Source organism: Petrimonas sulfuriphila, from assembly GCA_038561985.1.
Classification (GTDB): domain Bacteria; phylum Bacteroidota; class Bacteroidia; order Bacteroidales; family Dysgonomonadaceae; genus Petrimonas; species Petrimonas sulfuriphila.
The window spans coordinates 3,277,708-3,297,090 of sequence record CP073276.1; the positions used below are offsets into that span (position 1 = coordinate 3,277,708).

The 19,383-nt window shown below is 41.0% G+C and carries 15 protein-coding genes and 1 pseudogene; 3 read left to right on the top strand and 13 right to left on the bottom strand.

Annotated features, from left to right (window positions below; genetic code table 11):
- Positions 1-408 precede the first annotated feature (408 nt).
- The 13 genes and pseudogenes from lepB to KCV26_13975 all read right to left on the bottom strand — a co-directional run bounded on the left by lepB (position 409) and on the right by KCV26_13975 (position 14,541).
- The gene (gene lepB / locus KCV26_13915) at positions 409-1,296 is read right to left on the bottom strand and encodes a signal peptidase I (GenBank protein ID WZX36377.1); all 888 of its coding nucleotides are present in this window, start codon (positions 1,294-1,296) and stop codon (positions 409-411) included.
- A complete protein-coding gene (locus tag KCV26_13920) occupies positions 1,286-2,935 on the bottom strand; it encodes an O-antigen ligase family protein (GenBank protein WZX38400.1) in 1,650 nt (549 codons plus the stop codon). The genes lepB and KCV26_13920 overlap by 11 nt, the downstream gene beginning before the upstream one ends.
- Entirely contained in the window at positions 2,935-4,905 is a 1,971-nt protein-coding gene (locus KCV26_13925; GenBank protein ID WZX36378.1) for a transglutaminase domain-containing protein, read from the bottom strand. The genes KCV26_13920 and KCV26_13925 overlap by 1 nt, the downstream gene beginning before the upstream one ends.
- A 142-nt stretch (positions 4,906-5,047) precedes the next feature.
- The gene (locus KCV26_13930; GenBank protein ID WZX36379.1) at positions 5,048-5,287 is read right to left on the bottom strand and encodes a hypothetical protein; all 240 of its coding nucleotides are present in this window, start codon (positions 5,285-5,287) and stop codon (positions 5,048-5,050) included.
- Positions 5,288-5,331: 44 nt separating this feature from the next.
- A complete protein-coding gene (locus tag KCV26_13935) occupies positions 5,332-6,543 on the bottom strand; it encodes a transposase (GenBank protein WZX36380.1) in 1,212 nt (403 codons plus the stop codon).
- A 169-nt stretch (positions 6,544-6,712) separates the two neighbouring features.
- Positions 6,713-9,067 (bottom strand): hypothetical protein, encoded by a 2,355-nt coding sequence (locus KCV26_13940; GenBank protein WZX36381.1) that lies wholly within the window; start codon positions 9,065-9,067, stop codon positions 6,713-6,715.
- Between the two features lie 17 nt (positions 9,068-9,084).
- On the bottom strand, positions 9,085-9,531 hold the full coding sequence (locus KCV26_13945; GenBank protein WZX36382.1) for a hypothetical protein: 447 nt from the start codon (positions 9,529-9,531) through the stop codon (positions 9,085-9,087).
- A 13-nt stretch (positions 9,532-9,544) separates the two neighbouring features.
- Positions 9,545-10,720 (bottom strand): DUF4221 family protein, encoded by a 1,176-nt coding sequence (locus KCV26_13950; GenBank protein WZX36383.1) that lies wholly within the window; start codon positions 10,718-10,720, stop codon positions 9,545-9,547.
- Positions 10,721-10,789: 69 nt separating this feature from the next.
- Positions 10,790-11,032 carry a hypothetical protein gene (locus tag KCV26_13955; protein ID WZX36384.1) on the bottom strand — a complete coding sequence of 81 codons (243 nt, stop codon included), beginning with the start codon at positions 11,030-11,032 and terminating at the stop codon, positions 10,790-10,792.
- A gap of 407 nt (positions 11,033-11,439) precedes the next feature.
- Positions 11,440-12,526: pseudogene (locus KCV26_13960) on the bottom strand (IS110 family transposase).
- A 391-nt stretch (positions 12,527-12,917) separates the two neighbouring features.
- Entirely contained in the window at positions 12,918-13,295 is a 378-nt protein-coding gene (locus KCV26_13965) for a discoidin domain-containing protein (protein ID WZX36385.1), read from the bottom strand.
- A gap of 149 nt (positions 13,296-13,444) precedes the next feature.
- Complete coding sequence (locus KCV26_13970; GenBank protein WZX36386.1) at positions 13,445-14,245, bottom strand: IS3 family transposase; 801 nt, start codon at positions 14,243-14,245, stop codon at positions 13,445-13,447.
- Positions 14,242-14,541, bottom strand: coding sequence for a transposase (locus KCV26_13975; GenBank protein ID WZX36387.1), 300 nt, complete (start codon positions 14,539-14,541; stop codon positions 14,242-14,244). The genes KCV26_13970 and KCV26_13975 overlap by 4 nt, the downstream gene beginning before the upstream one ends.
- Positions 14,542-14,619: 78 nt before the next feature.
- Between KCV26_13975 and KCV26_13980 the strand changes: the two genes are divergently transcribed.
- The 3 genes from KCV26_13980 to KCV26_13990 all read left to right on the top strand — a co-directional run bounded on the left by KCV26_13980 (position 14,620) and on the right by KCV26_13990 (position 19,303).
- Entirely contained in the window at positions 14,620-15,030 is a 411-nt protein-coding gene (locus tag KCV26_13980; protein ID WZX36388.1) for a hypothetical protein, read from the top strand.
- Between the two features lie 409 nt (positions 15,031-15,439).
- Positions 15,440-16,936 (top strand): NAD(P)H-hydrate dehydratase, encoded by a 1,497-nt coding sequence (locus KCV26_13985; GenBank protein WZX36389.1) that lies wholly within the window; start codon positions 15,440-15,442, stop codon positions 16,934-16,936.
- A 51-nt stretch (positions 16,937-16,987) separates the two neighbouring features.
- A complete protein-coding gene (locus KCV26_13990) occupies positions 16,988-19,303 on the top strand; it encodes a GH92 family glycosyl hydrolase (protein ID WZX36390.1) in 2,316 nt (771 codons plus the stop codon).
- Positions 19,304-19,383 lie beyond the last annotated feature (80 nt).

Sequence of the window (19,383 nt, forward strand, 5' to 3'; positions counted from 1 at the left end):
AAGAGTATTTTTACCTCAACCAGCAAATATGTAACCTTAAACTTTACAGGAATGTATAACATGATAATAGTTTATTTATTACAAAAATATCATCTCTGTACAAAAAGAGTTAAATAGTGTCTGCTTATTAATTTCCAATCAGACATAAAATTTCATTTGTGGCCTGAGTGGATAAATGTTTATATTTTCTTATTTTCATCAGGTTAGACAATAAAGTGACAAAATGAGTCAGAGAAATATCCCCCATGTGCCGGATCAGGTTGTATTCGTTTCAGGATATAGATGGCAACATTGATTGTTATGCCTGACAGCAGGATAAACGAGGTAAAGCCGTCCTGTTCCACTTTTTTCTTAAAAAAGACATTGACGACGTCCGCCGGCATTGTGGATGTTAGTCTATTTGGCAGTTTATTCAATTTTTCTTATGATCCTATCCCTTCTGGACCTACCTGAATAAGGATTCACCGATTTCCATACCATCAATGCTTTCCCGACGATAAGGTCGTCGGGAAGCAGTCCCCAGTAACGGGAATCCTGCGAATTTTCTACCTTATCGCCTCCCATAAAATAATAATTATGGGTGAAAGTATATGTTTGTAAAGGCTTTTCATTATCCCGCAACTTATCATTTTTAAAAGTAACGGAATAGCCTTTTTCCCACTCGATGATCTTTTTATAGAGCAACGCGTTTGCCTTGTCCAGTATAATACGGTCTCCTTTCTTAGGGATATATATCGGTCCGAAATCTTTGATATTCCAATTCAATACAGTGTCCCAGGGTAAAGTATTATACACGCCTTCCGGAAATGCATCTTCCGGCTTGCCGCTCAAAGCTAATTGCTCCGGGTAGTTTCCCAGCCGCTTTGACGTATCAGAGTTCACAGTGTAGATGCCGTTCACAATACGTAGGGTATCCCCCGAAACGCCTATACAGCGTTTGATAAAGTATTTTGACATGTTCATCTCTATCTTATCCCATGTATTGGGATGGGGAATATGAAAAACGACCACATCGTTATTTTTAATATGGGTGTAACCCGGCATGCGTTTAATTTTTACCTGCTTTCCTTCCACCGCAGCGAACAGATTGAACAACCTGGCGCCGTAGGCTAACTTGTTAACCAGCACATAGTCGCCCGGTACAATGGCAGGTTCCATGGAATCCGTCGGTATCTTGTATGAACCGAATACAAATACACGTAATAATATAAAACCGAATACTACAATGGAAGTATAATAAAACAGATTGAGGACGGTATTTCCGATCTTGCGGATTATTTTATTTTTATTGTTCATTCATTACCTCCTTTTCTTTCAATATCTTTTTTACTTCATCGCGCATTTCCCTGATAGCCAGGGAATGGACTTTCGGTTCTTTTTCAAGAACTGCCAAAGCTGCCTGCCGCATTTTTCCGGGTTGATAGTTGAGCGAATCAGCATACAGTTTTGTGAGTAAGTAGTAAGGATAAATTCGTTCCGGCAGCAGCCATATAGAGTTTATATAGCATTCTTCAGCTTTACTATATTCTCCCATTTCCTGATAATTACGTCCTTTTACATTGTAAAACATTGGATCACAGCTTTTCTCAAGCCCCCGGTTGAAAATGCTGTCAGCATCTTCCCGTTGTCCTATGGCGTTCAGTATTATTCCATATTCAAAGACGAATTTCGGTTCGTAATTCAGTATCGGATACAACTGTTCATAATCGTTTGCCACATTTTCATATGCTTTCATGGCGTAAAAAGGCCGAAGTTTTTTCCACTCTTTTTTTTCCTGATAGAATATCTTTTGCCGGTATGCAGTGATAACAGAAACAGAGCACAAAGCTCCTAACAGTAGAATGAAAACGACTATTTTTTTCCAACCATGCTGGTAAATTCGACTATTTTTACTGTCTGTTCCGACTGTACAAGCGGTTCCCAATAATACCCAAACAACCGGAAATTGCCACAACTGATAGGGATAAGAGGCAAAAGCAAATACCGATAGGGTTACAAAACTGCCGACCGCTCCGATCTGTTTATTCTGAATACCTGATTTGATGATCAGGAATGAAAGTAAAAGAAATAGGATAAAGCCGAACAACCCCTGTTCGAGAAATATCTGCAAATATTCATTGAAGGCATATTCCGGACTTCCCGCCATTAATTTTTCGGTTTCGGAACCATTGCCGTTTTTAAAATATTCCATTTGCGCTTTTGCATAAGCGGCAGGGAATCCGCCCAGCCCGGATCCTTTTACCGGAGATTCCCGTATGGCCAATGCGGTGATTTTCCACATAAATAAGCGTCCGTCCGCAGAGTCTTTTTTGAGGTGGTAGATACCATAAACAGCTACAACTAAAAACAAGCTTAGAAGAGCTGCTCCAATGATACACTGTTTTCTATGGCGTTTCCAAAACAGGCGTAACTTTACAATAATGCGTTTGTCTGACAGCAATACGACCGCACATCCCACTATTGCTGCAATCCATGCCGTACGGCTCAATGTAGCAGGAAACACCATCAGGCAAACCGCTCCGGCGAAAAGGAAAAGATAACCAGTCAGTTTGTTTTTATATCTGTAAAATAGCCAATAGTGCAGAGCCAAAGGAAATATCAATGCTATAAATCCACCGTACGGACCGGGGTTGAAAAACGATCCGGTGGTTTTGAACAGGGCGTGTTTTGTCGGGAAATAATTATATAACTGCCCTAATCCCCATACGGCTTCAACCAGTCCCCAAACCAACAGCCCGATTAATATAAACGCTTTAAATTTAGGAAAAAACCGGTACGTGATTTTTAAGATAAACCAAAGGAGTACTATTTGAATAAAAAACAGGAGAAACTCTGGTGAAAGATTCTTCCCGTATTGAAAAGTCGTAAAAACTATTATTGAGAATAATAGTATTATTCCATCACTTATTACAGGTTTATTTATTTTCACCCTCATTACCACCATACCTGTTCATTGTTTTCATAGGTGAAAATTCTTTCTTCATTTCCCCTGGTTCTATTGTGTAACCATAACAATGCCCCTCGTGGAACATTATTAAATTCTAAGACCTTATTTGCCTTTCCTGTTTGTATACCTAAAGATTTTATATCGTTTCTTGAAAAATAAAATAATTCATATAGGTCTCCGGGTCTGATATTATTATCATCGTTCCTGAAGATATATTCAATTCGTTTTATTTTCTGAGGATAATTTAATTCGAGGCCGACCCACGCCCCCGAACTCTCTCTTGCGTCAAAGAAAGTAAGAGGGTCATTATCGAATACTGCATATTTATTTCCGCTCTTGATATTTTTATAAGAACCGTCAGTCCCTATTATACGGCCCTTCATTTTTTGATTTTTATCTGAAAAGAAATTTATTTCAGCCACATTACAACGTGCTCCCGGAGCGGATAAATAGCGAATATATTTATATTCTTTTGTTGTTTCTATCAAAATTGTATCATAAGGTTCGGTATTTGTCTCCGGTATTGTATATAAAGTTGTTGCGTCATGAAATTGTATATTATTTGATGCCTGGAATTTTCCGCCCGCCATCCTTTTTATATAGGAAGCTTTTAAAGGATATTTTCGTTTTATCGAAATATGATTTATATTCTCAGATGGTATCAGTTTTCTAATTTTTTTATCTTTCTGAATTAATACGGGAAAATCCATCTGTTTGTTCGTATTATCTTTATAAGAGGTAAGAGAATAAACGATACCCGGTTCTAAATTTTTAAAAATAATTTTCCTGTCATTTACGATTGCCCAATCGATAGGAATCCAATCTTTATTATTAAAAACACTGATATATAAGATATCACCGTTTTTTATTTTTATATCGTCAATCTTAAAAGTTAAATATACTCCATCTATGTATTTATCGGAAATATTCGATAAAAAAATATTACTTAATGATACAGGAATTTCCAAGTCAGGGTATAAATAGCGTAAAGATTCTTTTTGAACTTCAAAATTCATTCGATACACCTTTCCAATAACCCGGTTAGGAGGTCCAATTATATTGGTGTCAGGTCTTTTTTCATACAAAGAATAATCCACATGTTTTCCTTTTGTGTCAGACACATAATTCCAATAATGCGCACGGTAATAACTATCGGGATTTTGTACGATCATATCAATTCCTCCGGGAATTGCAAGAGCACGCATGACATACGTCATGAATTTACTATATTCCGCACAACTTCCCGTTCTTTTATCAAGCAGGAATAAAGCACTTCGGTGGGGTAGCCCCGGATCCGGTACAAATATCCATTTTTGCTTTATGATTGAATCATATAATATTTGGCAAGCTGATACCGGGTCTTTTTTAGTTAACAGAGAATCAAGGACGGGATGGAATTTTTTGTAATAAGGTTCGCGCCATCTTTCCGTTGGTTCATTCCCCACACGATAAGGTAGTATTTCATTACAAAATTCTGAAAAATTCAGGTTATTTCTCCATGCAGAATTTTCCCATGCCATAAACGCATGATTAATATTTTCTATAAGATAATCGGCTTTTATATTTTCTGCATCATTGAACATAACGTTATTGGAAAAAATTTTTCTTCCGTACACTTCATTTAAAGAATCAGCAAGTTCTTTAATTGAAATATCATAAGAAGTAACTATGTTATAAAAATCCGCATAGTATTTATCCAGAGCATCATAGTCATAATAATAATGAAAAGGCATATTCCTGATCAGGAACTTTGCAGCTTCCAGTTTTAGGCTATCACTCTCAAAATGTTCCAATACTTTTTCCAGTTCTATTTTGTTCTCTCCGGCAAATTTTAATGATTGATTTAGTGCAGTGTCTTTTTTGCCCGGACTACAGTTTATACATATCAAATGAAAAAATAACAAACCGAATATCAGAAGTATATATATTCTCCTGTTTTTTAAAATAATTGATTCCATCTATGAATTTTTGAAATGAATTCTGTTCTTAAGTGACCATATCATTTGTTCCTATAATATTATCCTCCTCATTTTCTACTTTATCCGATAACAGCATAGTTATATTTCAAAAATTATAACAGATCATTGCGGAAACTTTTTATTAATCCAAAAATGGATCACAGTCTCGAAAATCATGGGTGAACACACAAATATGACTCAGTTGTATACACTTGCCAACGTTTGTGCTGGGGGAACCGATTTCACACGCTTCAGCAGATTGAGTTAAACTTAACAGGTTGATACTATCAATGCTTTTTTTACTTAAACCAAGGGATAAGTTAAATCCTATGATTGTCACAAGAACAATAGCCGCAAAAAAAATCAAAATTCTTTTTTTCATAACAATATAATTAACAATAGTCCGTTAAAAATTTACTATATGAGTCATGCAGCAATGGCTGCAAACTCCACGAGTTCTTTAACAAGTTTATCATTTAATCTTCTGTTCGGCTTTATGCCGGACACGCAAATAAATCGTTCAAGCAGATACGCATTGTGAATCATAGTTTTACAGGAAGCCATTGAAAAAGGGATGCCCTTTTCTTTTGCCAACACCTTTGCCAGGTTTACCGATGTAAGAGAAGCATTAAAGTTGAAAGATAATTTTGAAACATCTCTTGCCTGGGATTGCATAAGTCCTGTAAAAGACTTGGCATCACGGAAACAAAATTCAATTTGAAAACGGGTACGGTAGTATTCTATTACATCTTTACCGCTCATGTGGGGGTTAGTTGAGAAAAACAGCTTAGGCTTTTTTGAGTCCTTAGAATACCAGATAACAAGTCGTACCATCTGCTTTAGTGATTTTGAGTAGGCTGTCAGCGTATATAGCCCTCCATTATCGACAGCTATTTTCTCAGCTCTTGATTTATCAAGATTTGCCATGTCAATCTTGCCGTCGTATAGCTTAGGTCTGCCTCTTTTACCTGTTGGGCCCTCCAGTGTAGGATAAAACAAAACGGCATCATCCCTGAAACGGCTGATAAGATGGAAGTCCATTTCTTTTAAACCGGAAGCGAAACTGATTTTGGAGAAATAGGAATCAGCTACCACATAAGGGCTTATCTTGTGAAGTTTTTCTTCCATTGATTTTAGTACAAGAAGGTACCAATCAATCAGGTTGATATCGTTGCTCTCCAGCGTTTTACCATCCGGTGTCTGAACAGCCTGAAGACTGATGCAGTCTTTATTGTCTATGTCAATGAGGCCTACTCCGAGAATTTCCAATCCTTTTTTTGCCCCTCCGGCTGTGCCCGACCAGAAGTAACCAATCCAGGGAGTACACTTTCCTGACTTGGATATATAACTGGGGTCAATGGCTATGGCCTTACGATCGCCGTTTAATATCCGTTCAGACAAGGAAAGGTTAAACGAAAGCCAATCAAAATCCTTCGAGAAGTTTTGACGGAATCGTTGTTCACACGATTTGCCATACCTTCCCATCTGGAGGAAATTAATCCTGCCAGGGATGATTGTGTATAAGATTAATGTCTCCATAAGGAACGATTTGAAACTTTTGTTTAACTTCGTAGCTAGTTTATTTAAAACGTCACTACAGATATCCCTATATTGGTTAAGTATGCTGGTTTTGTCCATCTTTACAGTGTTTGCAATTACTATAAAGATACTGAATATCAGCTGCTTAACCTTATTTTTTATGTTAAATCATGTTGTATAAATCATTGATTATTAATTAGTTAGTTAAATATTTACCGAACTATTGAATTAAATTGATAAATAATTTTTACTTTTTATATTTAAGTGGTTATTCGGATGAAACTTTTACATTCCTCATTACACGGAAATCTTTTTTACCGGTACCGAGAAGTCCGTTACCTCCGGCTCCTTCCACATACATTTTGAATTTGTTGTTGATGTCCGAGCAGTAGAATGAAACAGTAGCCTCGCCGTTCTCATCGGTTACTACATTGGGTTCCCAAAGAAGTGTATTTCGGCTGTCGGGAATCGAGGAAAGTATATCAAACTCGTCGGGTTGGTAAAATTCCCGTTTTCCGTAGTAACCTTTTTCACGGAAGATATTATTCATTTCCAATAGTTCCTCGTCAGTGTAGTAGGGGCCTCGGTATTCTATTACTTTGATATCTTTTACATGCCAATAGCCATCCTCTCTTGGTTCGTATTTAATGATCTCGTATGTTTTTCCATGAACCGGAGCAGATCTTTTTCCATCGTAATGAGAACAGGGACAGCCCATTGGATGATGTGTATATCCTGGCAGATAATCATTCAAAAAGGGGTAGCTACCTTGATGGTCACACACCCATGCCGGGTTGAGGTTGACCTGTGCCAGGCTGTCGAGCCGTCCCATGAACTTGTCACGGTAAACACGCCCCCTCGTTCCGATGACAGTGAATTCATCCAGCATGATGATGCTGTCGCTGCTCATCACCGGCATCCTGTCTTCCTGTTTCCCGTTCGGTTGTGGCCTATTAGCTGCAAGGGGGTAGTTTCGAGCTTTTATCTTTCTCAAGCTGTCGACCAGATGGAAAAATCCTTCGGTTTCCACTTTGGGTGTAAACTCCTTGCCAAGCATCGGTTTCAGGTAGATATAGCCACCCCTCAAATCTCTCAATATTTCAGGTTCCACGTTGAAATACCCTGCAGAATCCGTCCAAACAAACTGTGCGTCGCCTTCGGCCCCGAAAACCTGCACGAGTTGTTCGCCACCGCTGACATCCCTGCTTTTGCGTTCGCTTTTGAACGTCTGCCGTCCGGGTACGCCGTCAGGAAGGAAAATTTCACCGCATGGTGTAAAGGTTTCTGCATCCCACACGTAACGCCTCCATCCCTGGGTGAGCATCAGCAAGTCCAACGCCTCAATACGGTCTTCATTTTCCTCATCAAAATAGTAGGCGGGATTGAAAATCCTTCCTTTCAGCTGTGTAGAAAGGTGATAGTGGGTTAGTATGTTTACCGGATCGGCAGGGTTGGAGTATGCCTCGTCGAACACGCTTAGACCGAGGTGCGCCTGCACCGGTTTACCCTCTTTGTCGGTTACCTTTATAACCACCTCCGTTTTTTCACGGGTGTAATAAATATCTTTAGGGGTTGCCAGGCTGATATTCAGCTTCCTCTCCGGGAACAGGTACACCAGCCGTTCGCATACCGGTTTCATGTCACGGGTGAAGAGGGTGAACTGCGCGATACCCTGGCCGGGAAAATCGCCGAGCGGCATCTTTACCGGGATGCTGTCCCTCAACATCCCCCGGGCGATGCTGCATACAATGCCCCTTTGTTGTCCGAGCAGGTAGAATGGCTGTGGTGACAGTCCGGGACTTTGGAAAACGGTAAACTGTAAATATTCTCCGGTTTGCTCGGAGAGCCGCAGGGAAATACCTTCGTCATGAATATGGGGTAATGGATAGCTTTTCCCATTGGTGAGTTCCATGCGGTAATCCTTGTCGCTTCGAGGTGTGAATTCTACAGTCCCCATTCCTGCATGGATGGTTGAGACTGGCTGTAGGGGGTGATCATCTTCATAGAGCATGCCCGATACTTCGACCGGCTTTCCCTTTCCATCAGTCGCCTTGAATGCCAACCGTGCCGGAAAACCTCTGACGAGGTTCCCACCTTCGGGCAGGATGACGAAAGATGAGGTCTCCCCCTTAGGTTCTATGCCGGCCATAGCGACAGTATCTAAGGAATAAGTATGTCCACTGATATTGTCCACGACCCGTATCTTCCGCAGCGATGTGAACCGGGTGCTGTCTGCACGGAATGATTGCGGGGTGAATGCTTCCATGAAGTAATCACCAGGAGGCAGTTCCCTGTCAATGTATACCTGACCCTCGGCCACGCCTTTTTCTATGGGATATTTTTCCTGCCATACCAGTGTGTCGTTCTCGCCTCTTAATTCGAGGTAGAGTGTCCGGCTGAGGTTGGAAAATTGCAGTGTCTGTGCGTCTAACTGGTATGCCTTGAACCAGAGGTCCTCCCCGGTTTCATAAGTGTCTTTGGATGTTTGCAAATAGATCATCTCGGGTGCGTGGTGGCTCAATTGTTGCGTAACCCTCCCTGCAAGCATGTCAAGGTCAGACTGGGCCTGGGACGAAAGCACATGTCCAATGACAAAGATACAGATGAGAATTTCCTTTTTCATAATACCAAATGGAACTATTAAAGTTGTCTTTCGAGATCATATAAAGCTGTTGTTTCAGGTGATTGAAAAGAATGTTTGACTACTTTACCATCCTTGAGGGATACCACGCATGGGTAAATATTATTTTGTGTGGGGATGTTGAAGAGAAGCTCTTTATCTATTAATACGTTTTGACGATCAAGTAGATTTACTTCTACTTTTTGTTGAAGAATTTTCAATGAAGGTGTTTTTAAAAGTACAAAAAGAATTTCATTGTTATCAACATGGCTTTTCAGAAAGTATTCTCCTTCCTGAATGCAACCATGGCATCCTAATCCGGGTAAGATAACGACCCATTTGTAATGGTTATCAATCGGAACCTGATTAATTGCGTTTGTCAAAAACTCCATTTCTTTCTTTGTATCATTGTCACCACAGGATGAAAATAAAAGAAACAGAAAAAGAACTTTTAATATGATTTTCATTGTATGTGTATATTTAATTAATCGAATCCATAGAGAAAATCTTAAAAGTAAGATAATCCTCATTCAAATCATCACCAATAAATTCAATATTCAATCCTTCACGGGTGATAAACGAGTTATTCCAATTCCATTCTTTGCCTGTGCCGATATTTGTTTCGCCTAAATAGTTGAAGTTTTCATCCATTATTATGATCATGATGGGTTTTTCCTCCTTGGGAGTACTGAAAGTAGCACCCGGTACGCCTTTTAACAGAAAGCGATAGTATATATCCCTGAATTTGTCATAAAGAACAGCTGCATACATATCCTGTTGTAAATAATGTGCAACTACCAACTCATCCGGTGTATTTTTGGCTTCCCTGTCAATAGACCTGATGGTATTGGCATTGTTGCTTCCGCCATATACTTTTTTATATTCGTTGGAATCGTAATCAGATATGTACAGATCGTGTGAAGCCGGGAAACTGTATATTAAAGATCCATTGGGAGACAATGCCGGATATACCTGTGTAGGTAAACCTCCTTCCCAATTGGAGTTTTTACCGTATATCTCTTCGGGGTAGGTATGAGAATAATTAACCTGATTATTCTGAATGTCTATATAGGCAGAAAAGCGGAACTTTGACAAATTTTGCTCGGGGATTGAGAAAAATGATTGTCCGGTAATGATAAGGTGACGGTCTATTTCATAAATAGGATTTACCGTACTTAATAAATATTGTGGCAGATATAATGGCCACTCAGGATCATTGCTCCGTAATGAAATTTTATCGTTTACCATTCCGGCATCATTGCTTAAAACAATTTCTGTCATAGGCATATTATAGATATAGATTGAATCCATGTTGTGTATATAATATCCTGCCGGCTTAAGTATTGCATTGGCCCCCTCACGGTAATATTGTATCCGGTTTATATAGTTAGTGTCGGTATAATTGTAAAAATAGATGGAGTTGTTATAGGGATTTAGGAAAGTAAACAGATTGTTCCCTGTAGAATCTGTTATCATTTGTGTATAGGGTGGAAAGGGGGCCGTAACAGAATCCAGATAAAATTTTTTCTCCCCATTAATAACCAGCTCATGTGTTGCTGTTAATTTACCCTTTTCTTCATTTACAACTTGAATTGTATTGTGGGTGCAAGAAAAAATGAACAAGGTAACATATACAAGGTAAAAGTGTTTCCACATAATGTTTTTGTTAGATAATAAATTATTATTATTGGAGTAAGGCAAATTTTTGCCTTACTCCAACAAGGTTTAACTCTTGTAAGGATCGCATTGCTCATACTCAACAGCGAAAACACAAATCTGGCTTAATTGTAAGCATTTGCCATGGGCAGACCAATCGTTCCAAGCTTCACATGCTGCCTGTGCTGTTTGAGATAAGTTGAGGAGATCAACACTCTCAACACTTTTTTTATTCATACCTAGGGATAAATTCAACCCCAATACAGTTACAAGAGCAGCTGCTCCTACAAATTTAAAGATTTTTTTCTTCATAATGATTTTCCATTTAAAATCCAAATAAAATTGGACAATTCACTTTAATTAACTTTTAAATTTTATCTTTGTGTCAGGGTGTTAAGAGGAAACAGGCTCTGCCGGGGGGCAACCTGTCAGCAATAAGCACCCTGACGGTACGCAGTAATGCTACTGGGGGAGGTCGAGATTCTACCTCCCTTTTTGTATTACTGATACTGTCCATATGGCTAAGAAAACCCGATCCTACATCCTACGGTAAACAATCTTTCCACAGCAGACTGTCCGTCCTTTCGGCGGGAGCTGCAAATTCCTGTATCAGTTTACGATAGGCGGGGGTCACATACTAATTTAAGCAGACTTCAAAGCTGCAACATTATGATAGTGTTTCCCCCGTGGAAAAATTGCTTACACTGTAGGATTGTATGTTAATTGACAACACAAGGCACATATTCCTGTCCATGTTTGAGTACGAAAAATATCCTGTTCACCAGTTTACGGGCAATCTTGACGATGGCCTTCTGAGCGTTCATCCGTTTACGGTACCCTTGGTAAGCCATCGTCATTGCCGGGTCTTTCCTTATGGCTATCCAGGCAGCCTCGATTATATAACAGCGCAACATGGCGTGCTTGCGAACCGTGATGTTACCGTTTGCCTGACTTTCCCCGCTGGAATGACACATCGGTATCAGACCGATGTAGGAGGCCAGCGCATCGGCATTGCAAAACCGCCCGATATCGTCTATCTCGACCGCCAACGACATGGCGGTGGTTATCCCTATTCCCGGGACCGAAGTCAGCAGACGTATTGGCTCCTTGAGTGCATCACTGCGGGATAACGCACGCAGCAGGCGTGTTTGCCCCAGGAGTATGCCCCGCAGGCGTACAAACTGCTCAATATGTATCCCCAGTGCTTCCTTTCCATATTCGGTAGAAAGGAGTACTTCGCGTAGCCATGTCAGAAACCGCTTTGACCAGTTACCCACCGAATAACGTGTGAATTCCTCCGGGATATCTATCCCGTGGAAGCGTAAAAAATGACTTTATCCGGTTCTTCTCCCTCGTGGTGTCTTTTACGATCCTGTTTCTCAACCTTATCAAAGAACGCATTTCCAGGGTGGCTATATCCGGCACATAAATACCTTTTAATGTTCCCGACCGTAACTCCCTGGCCAGTTTCCCGCAATCAACCGCGTCGGTCTTGCGCAATTTCTCCTTACTCATGGTCGGCACATCCGCCGGATTGACTACGATATTGTTGATCCCCAATGTTACTAACTTCTCATGTATCCAGAACCCGCTGAAGCCCGCTTCATAAACCGAATGATAATCCGCTCCCGGATAATGGGTTGTCAAAAACTTGTGCAGCGATTCCGGACTTGGAGATTGACTGAACCTCTTCAGAACCGAATGTTCCGACAATACCGATACCGACCAACTCTTCAAATGGACATCAATTCCTATGTAAATATTTTGTCCTTTGAAATCTAATTTGTTACTTTGCCTTGTATTCATAAGCTATATTGTTTAAGTTAAGATTGTTATCTCTCAAAAACAAAGTTAACTAAAATGATATAGCTTTTTTACTGGACTACCTATCCGTCTTTTCCAAGTTTAAACATAGGAACTAATTTTAAAAATGATTACTTATAACTCTTTTCGAAAAGGGTCTTGTCTGTATTTTTGTTTTTATCTTACTAACTTAATTATGTAAAAGAGCAGAAAAATATAATTACTTCCTATTTTTTTGACTCATTTATAACTCATTTTTTTTAATTCGCTGAAAGTGAGCGGCTATTATTATATCACTTATTATAGACCGATCTATTTTATCCTTTAGATGCATAATAAATTGTATCCTGAGAGTTATGATACTTATTACGGTCAACCCTCCTTAAACTCTTTATTATTGGAAAACCGCTTTACCTTCTTCCATTATAAATGGTCGTTCCTGAGTTCCTCGGGAGTGGTTTTTCAGATAATACAAACCCTCCGTAGGAATATTCTCATACCGCAAAGAATCCGAAGAAGCAATCTGAATACCCATGGAACTCCACCCCGCCCGGTCACTTATGAACAGTTCGTACCTATCCCCTTTTTTGATGTAATTGTCGTGATTCCGGGGTGAATATACAATTTCCGTTATTTTCTGGGGTTGTCCGAGATCCAGACCGGTCCATCCGTCGCTCGGGGTGTTATGATCAAAAGACGTTTCGGTCGAGCCATCAAAAGCATTGGTATATTCATGGGAGCCGTCATTGTGCCAGCTTCCCGGTGTTCCCATAATTTTTCCCCGTAAAAGAATGGAATCCGAGAAAAATTGAATTTCGGAAACGTTACAGTAGCTATCCTTAGGGCCTTTATACCGTATAAATCTATATGGCTCGGCAGAAGACACCGGGACATGATGGTACAAACGAAACGGCCTCTCCTTTATGATATGAAGTGTATCCGGTTTTTTGAATTCGGGGTTAGTCGAAGCCTCAAATATACCACCAACCATTCGGTCTCTGAAGTGATTTTGAAAGATTTAAAGAAACTTTCAGCCACCGCATTATCCCAACAGTTGCCTTTCCCGCTCATGCTTTGCTCTACCCTATGGTACTGCAACAAATTAACGGTCTGTTTGCAGGCATATTGAATGCCCCTGTCAGAGTGAAAGATCATCCCTTCTTTAAACGGTCTGTTTCGGTTGGCCATCCTGATAGCCGGTATGACAGTGCCGGAAGCAGTCAAATTATCGCTGATAGACCACCCAATGAGTTTTCGATCAAAAAGATCAATCACGCACGTAAGGTAAAGGAATCCATCCTTACAGCAGATGTAAGTAATGTCGGACACACAAGCCCTCATTGGTTCTTTTTGATTGAACTCACGGTTAAGCAAATTAGGCGCTACATTGTAATTGTGGGATGCATCAGTGGTTACCCTAAACTTCTTAGAAAGCTTGCTGCGCAATCCCATATTTCTCATATGACGGGCAACAGTTGTTCTGGAAACATTGACTCCGGATGCTTGCAAATCTTTAGCCAACCTGGGACTGCCGTTGCGCCCCTTGGCATCGAAGTATGCATCTTTAATCTCTCGGCTAAGTTCCATATGCTTTTGTTCTCGTTTATTTATAGGGTTATTAATCCAACGGTAATAACTGCTGCGAGATACACTCAATACTCTGCACATCATCCCAATCGTCCACTCCCTCGAGTTGTAATCCTTTATAAATTGATAAATCAACGATCGCTCGTGGAGATGATGCCTAAGGCTTTTTTTAATATGTCACGCTCTGTTTCAGCCTCTTTAAGGCGTTTTTCCAGTTCTGCAACCCTTCCGGCTTCTCTTTCACGAGAACGGACTCCGTTGCCCGGGAAACTGCTTTCCCCACGTTCCCGGTACTCTTTGCACCAGCGATACAATAGTGCAGGTGATATGCCCAATTCGTGTGCGAGTTCGGAAACATTCTTCCGCTCGAAACTTAATTTGACGGCATTATCTTTAAATGCCTTGTCATAATGTGTTCTTTGTTTTCTCATACTTTGACAAATGTAAGTTTTTTATGCTTAACTTTTTGTCCCAGCAAAGTTAGTAACTCCACTGCCGGTGTAAGCCCTTTGAAGGACAAAAAACCTGTCAATCCCATCTATAGAGCTGAGGAAAGTTTTGCAATGGATAAGGTAATAACTCCAGGGAGTGATCAGGATGTGATTATTAAGAGGATTGAGAGTCTAAGCTACCAAATAAGTACATTGGCAAAACAGCGTCAAGAAACTATATCGATGCCTCAGTATGGAGTAAAATTAACCATTAGTAATCCATCTGGTGATTTGAGAGATGATGACATTAATAAGACCGTTAATATCTATAGCATTGATTCTTATACCAAAAATACATTTACTTTAAATCGAATAGATCAACATGCAGTGAAATTATATATTTTCTCTACCAATTCAATCAATATTGGATTATTGATGAATATAATAATGCAAAATCAATTTAGCTATTCAGAATTAGTAATATTATAAACAAATTATCCTCTCAGTCAATTTCTTTTAAACTATATAATCCGACATATTTTCACAAGTGAGTCGGATCAAAACGTACGAAAATTGGAGAACAGTTATGTCCTGGAAAATGCTATAAATTTTGACTATTTATTTGTGTGATTTTTTTAACGAAACTATCATCTTCTTAATTTTTTCGATTTTTTTACCTCTGGAGGTTGAACTGTGATATCTTTTCTATCTTTACGGTAGGGTGCAGTCTGTTGATTTTTAGAGCTTTTTAGCTGGTTTAATTTTTTCAAATCTTCGAGTAAAGAGTTCGAGTTTTGTGTCAAAAGGTGCACAACTAAAACAGGTATTCAAGAAATTGGATGCCTGTTTTTGTTTTTACAGGGAAAAAAGATAACTTAGCGTGCTAAAACCGATGAAAATGAAAATACTCACTGCCGAACAAATCAGGGAGATTGACTTAAAGACAACTACCTACGAAAACATTTCTTCGCTGGAACTGATGAAGAGAGCATCAAAGGCTTTCTTCGACTGGTTTACAACGAGGTTTACCGATAAAAACCTTCCTGTTTCGGTATTTTCTGGAACGGGAAATAACGGCGGTGACGGATTGGTTGTCGCAAGAATGCTTCAGAAATCGGGATACAAGGTTAATGTTTTTATAGTAGAGTACAGTCAGCACTATTCCGAAGATTGCGCGCACAATGTTCGTCGTGCCAAAGTTGAAAATATTCCGATTAAAAAAATTACCTCAACCGGTGATCTCCCTTCCTTGTCCGGCTTTGAGATAATTATTGATGCTATTTTTGGAACAGGGCTTAATCGGGAAGTGACAGGCATAGCCCGTGAAGTGATTGAAAAAATCAACAGGAGCGGGAAAAAAATCATCAGCATCGACGTACCTAGCGGATTGTCGATGAACGGAAAAACTTATTTTGCCGTTCACGCCACAGAAACGGTAACGATGCAGATCCCCAAGCTTGCACTGTATTTGCCGGACAACCGAAATTTCACCGGAGAGGTGTATCTGATAAACATTGGACTAAACGAAACGGCCATCAGTGATGCGAAAACCGCTTTTTACTTTATCACAAAACAAGAAATAAAAGAACTGCTGAAACCGTTGGATAAATTTGCTCATAAAGGTACTCAAGGACACAGTTTGCTTATCGGCGGAAGCATCGGGAAGATGGGCTCAGTCTGCCTGGCATCCCGGGCGGCCTTGAAAACAGGATGCGGACTGGTCACTGCATATGTACCCAAATGTGGAACATCGGTTCTTCAATCCGCTTTTCCCGAAGCGATGGTGGTTGAAGACAGAAACGACACACACATTACGGGAATCGATTTCACCATACATCCGGATGCCGTCGGGGCCGGTGTGGGCTTAAGCGAATCACCGGAAACACAACATGCTTTTTACCGCTTTTTGCAGCAGAATAAATCCCCTCTGGTTATCGATGCTGACGGATTGAATATTTTGTCGAAGAATAAAGAATGGTTAGCCCTATTACCCTCAAGAACAATCTTGACCCCTCATCCAAAAGAACTTTCCAGACTTATTGGGGTGTGGAACGAAGACTATGATAAGATATATAAAACAAGGGAATTCGCAAAAAAATACCGGTTAATTATCGTTCTGAAAGGAGCTTACACGCTGATTATCGATTCAGAAAATGTTTATGTCAACAGTTCCGGAACCCCGGCGTTGGCTACAGCCGGAAGCGGGGATGTACTGACAGGTATCATCACAAGCTTGCTCGCACAAGGTTATGAGCCTTTGGACGCAGCTAAAGCAGGTGTTTTTATCCACGGTTTAACGGCAAACTTGTCGGCAACGAAGATTCACGCCCGAAGTTTTACAGCTTCGGACATTATCGATAACATCGGAAATGCCTATTTTGACATCGAGAAATAGCAATTTCAAACATTGTACTGTTGATAAGAAAAATAAACTAAGTCAAACAACATGCTTAAAAAGAATTTGATTAAAGCCAACACCGTGGCTATTTTATTTGCTTTAATAACAGGTTGCTCCGACCGTGTTCAACAACCTGCCGATTACGTGAACCCCTTTATTGGTGCCAGTACCAACATGGAGAAAGCCGGTGCCAGTCACGGACTGGGAAAAACATTCCCCGGCGCCGCTACTCCTTTTGGACTGACTCAACTCAGTCCGAATACAATCACAGGAGGAGACAATGCTTCCGGTTACAGCAATGAACATACGACCATTGAAGGATTTGCCTTTACCCAAATGAGCGGTACCGGATGGTATGGCGACCTGGGAAATTTTCTGGTTATGCCCGTAACCGGTGAATTAAAAACAGCAGCCGGAAAAGAAGAAAAACCGGAAGAAGGATACCGCTCCCGCTACTCAAAAGAAGACGAAACAGCATCTGCCGGGTATTACGGCGTAACGTTGACAGATTATGGTATTCGCGCTGAAATGACTGCCGCTCCTCATAGTGGGATCATGCGCTTTACGTTTCCAGAGCATAACCAATCACGTATTCAGGTTGACCTTGCGCGAAGAGTCGGCGGCACATCAACCCACCAGTTTATCCAGGTGATGGACGACCATACAATCCGGGGATGGATGAAATGCACTCCGGAAGGAGGCGGATGGGGAAACGGTGACGGAAAAGCGGATTATACCGTCTACTTTTATGCCCAATTCAGTAAGCCTTTTATCAATACGGGGGTTTGGAGTGCCGAAATCCCGGATTCGTGTGTCCGTAAAAGAGAAGAGGTGACTAGTCCGGAGTATCAGGCGCTTGTTGCCCAAGCACCGGTATTCCGCAATGTACAGGAGATGGAAGGAAAGCACCTGGGTTTTTTCACTGAATTTGCCACCAAAGACCGGGAAGAGGTTTTGCTGAAAGCCGGCATCTCGTTTGTCAGCCTGGAGGGGGCCGAAAAGAACCTGCAGGCGGAAATTAGCGACTGGGATTTTGACCGAATACATGTCCTTGCCAGGGAGTTATGGAATGAAGCACTTGAAAAGATTAGCGTGGAAGGGGGCACCAAAGATGAAAAAACGATTTTCTATACCGCCCTTTATCACACCCTGATCGATCCGCGAACATTTACCGATGTGGACGGAAACTATCCCGGGGGTGACGGGAAAATCCGTCAACGCTCCACATTTACCAAACGCACTATTTTCAGTGGCTGGGATGTTTTCCGAAGCCAGTTTCCTCTGCAAACGATCATCAACCCTGAGGTGGTCAGTGACATGATCAACTCGTTGGTGACCCTGGCCGAAGAAAGCGGAAACGATTATCTGGAGCGCTGGGAATTTCTGAACGCTTATAGTGGGTGCATGATCGGCAATCCGGCCGTTTCTATCATCACGGATGCCTATGCCAAGGGAATACGGAATTTTGATATCGCTAAAGCTTATACATACTCCCGGCAGACGGTTGAAAAATTCGGCAACGGTGAAAAAGGATTCTCTGACGGGATTTCAACAACCCTCGAACATGCTTATTTCGAATGGTGTCTTTCGCAACTGGCCCATCACCTGAATAAACCGGAAGACGAAAAGCTTTACGCTGTCAGAGCACAAAGCTACCGGAATATTTTCGATCCTTCTGTCAATTGGTTCAGGCCGAAGAAAGGGAGCGGTGACTGGCTTCCTTGGCCTGAAAAAGGGAGGTTGACCCAGAATTACGGCTGTGTGGAAAGCAACCCCTACCAGCAGGGATGGTTTGTGCCGCATGACTTAGAAGGTATGGCCAACCTGATGGGTGGCCGGGAGAAGGTAATCAAAGACCTTATCTCCTTTTTTGAAAATGTACCGGAAGATATGTTATGGAACGATTATTACAACCATGCCAACGAACCTGTACATCATGTGCCGTTTCTGTTTAACCGGCTGGGTGCTCCCTGGCTAACTCAAAGATGGACGCGCGAAATCTGTTCGCGTGCATATCACAACAGTGTGGAGGGGTTGGTCGGAAACGAGGATATCGGACAGATGTCGGCCTGGTACGTGCTGGCTGCATCGGGACTTCATCCCGTGTGTCCCGGTGAAACCCGTCTAGAGATTACCAGTCCGGTGTTTTCAAAAATAACTATCAGGTTAGATCCCCGGTATGCACAGGGGAAAACATTTACCATCGAAGCCCAAGATAATTCTGTGAAGAACCGCTATATTCAGGGTGCTACCCTCAACGGAAAAACGTGGAACAAATGTTATATCGACTACGCTGACATCATCCGGGGCGGAACATTGACGCTACAGATGGGAGCCGGCCCGAATAAGGAATGGGGAAACTGAAAAATGAACTTACATATCATCCTGTCGGTAAATTTATACTTCACATATTTGGCAATTTCGTAAAAATTATGTACTTTTGC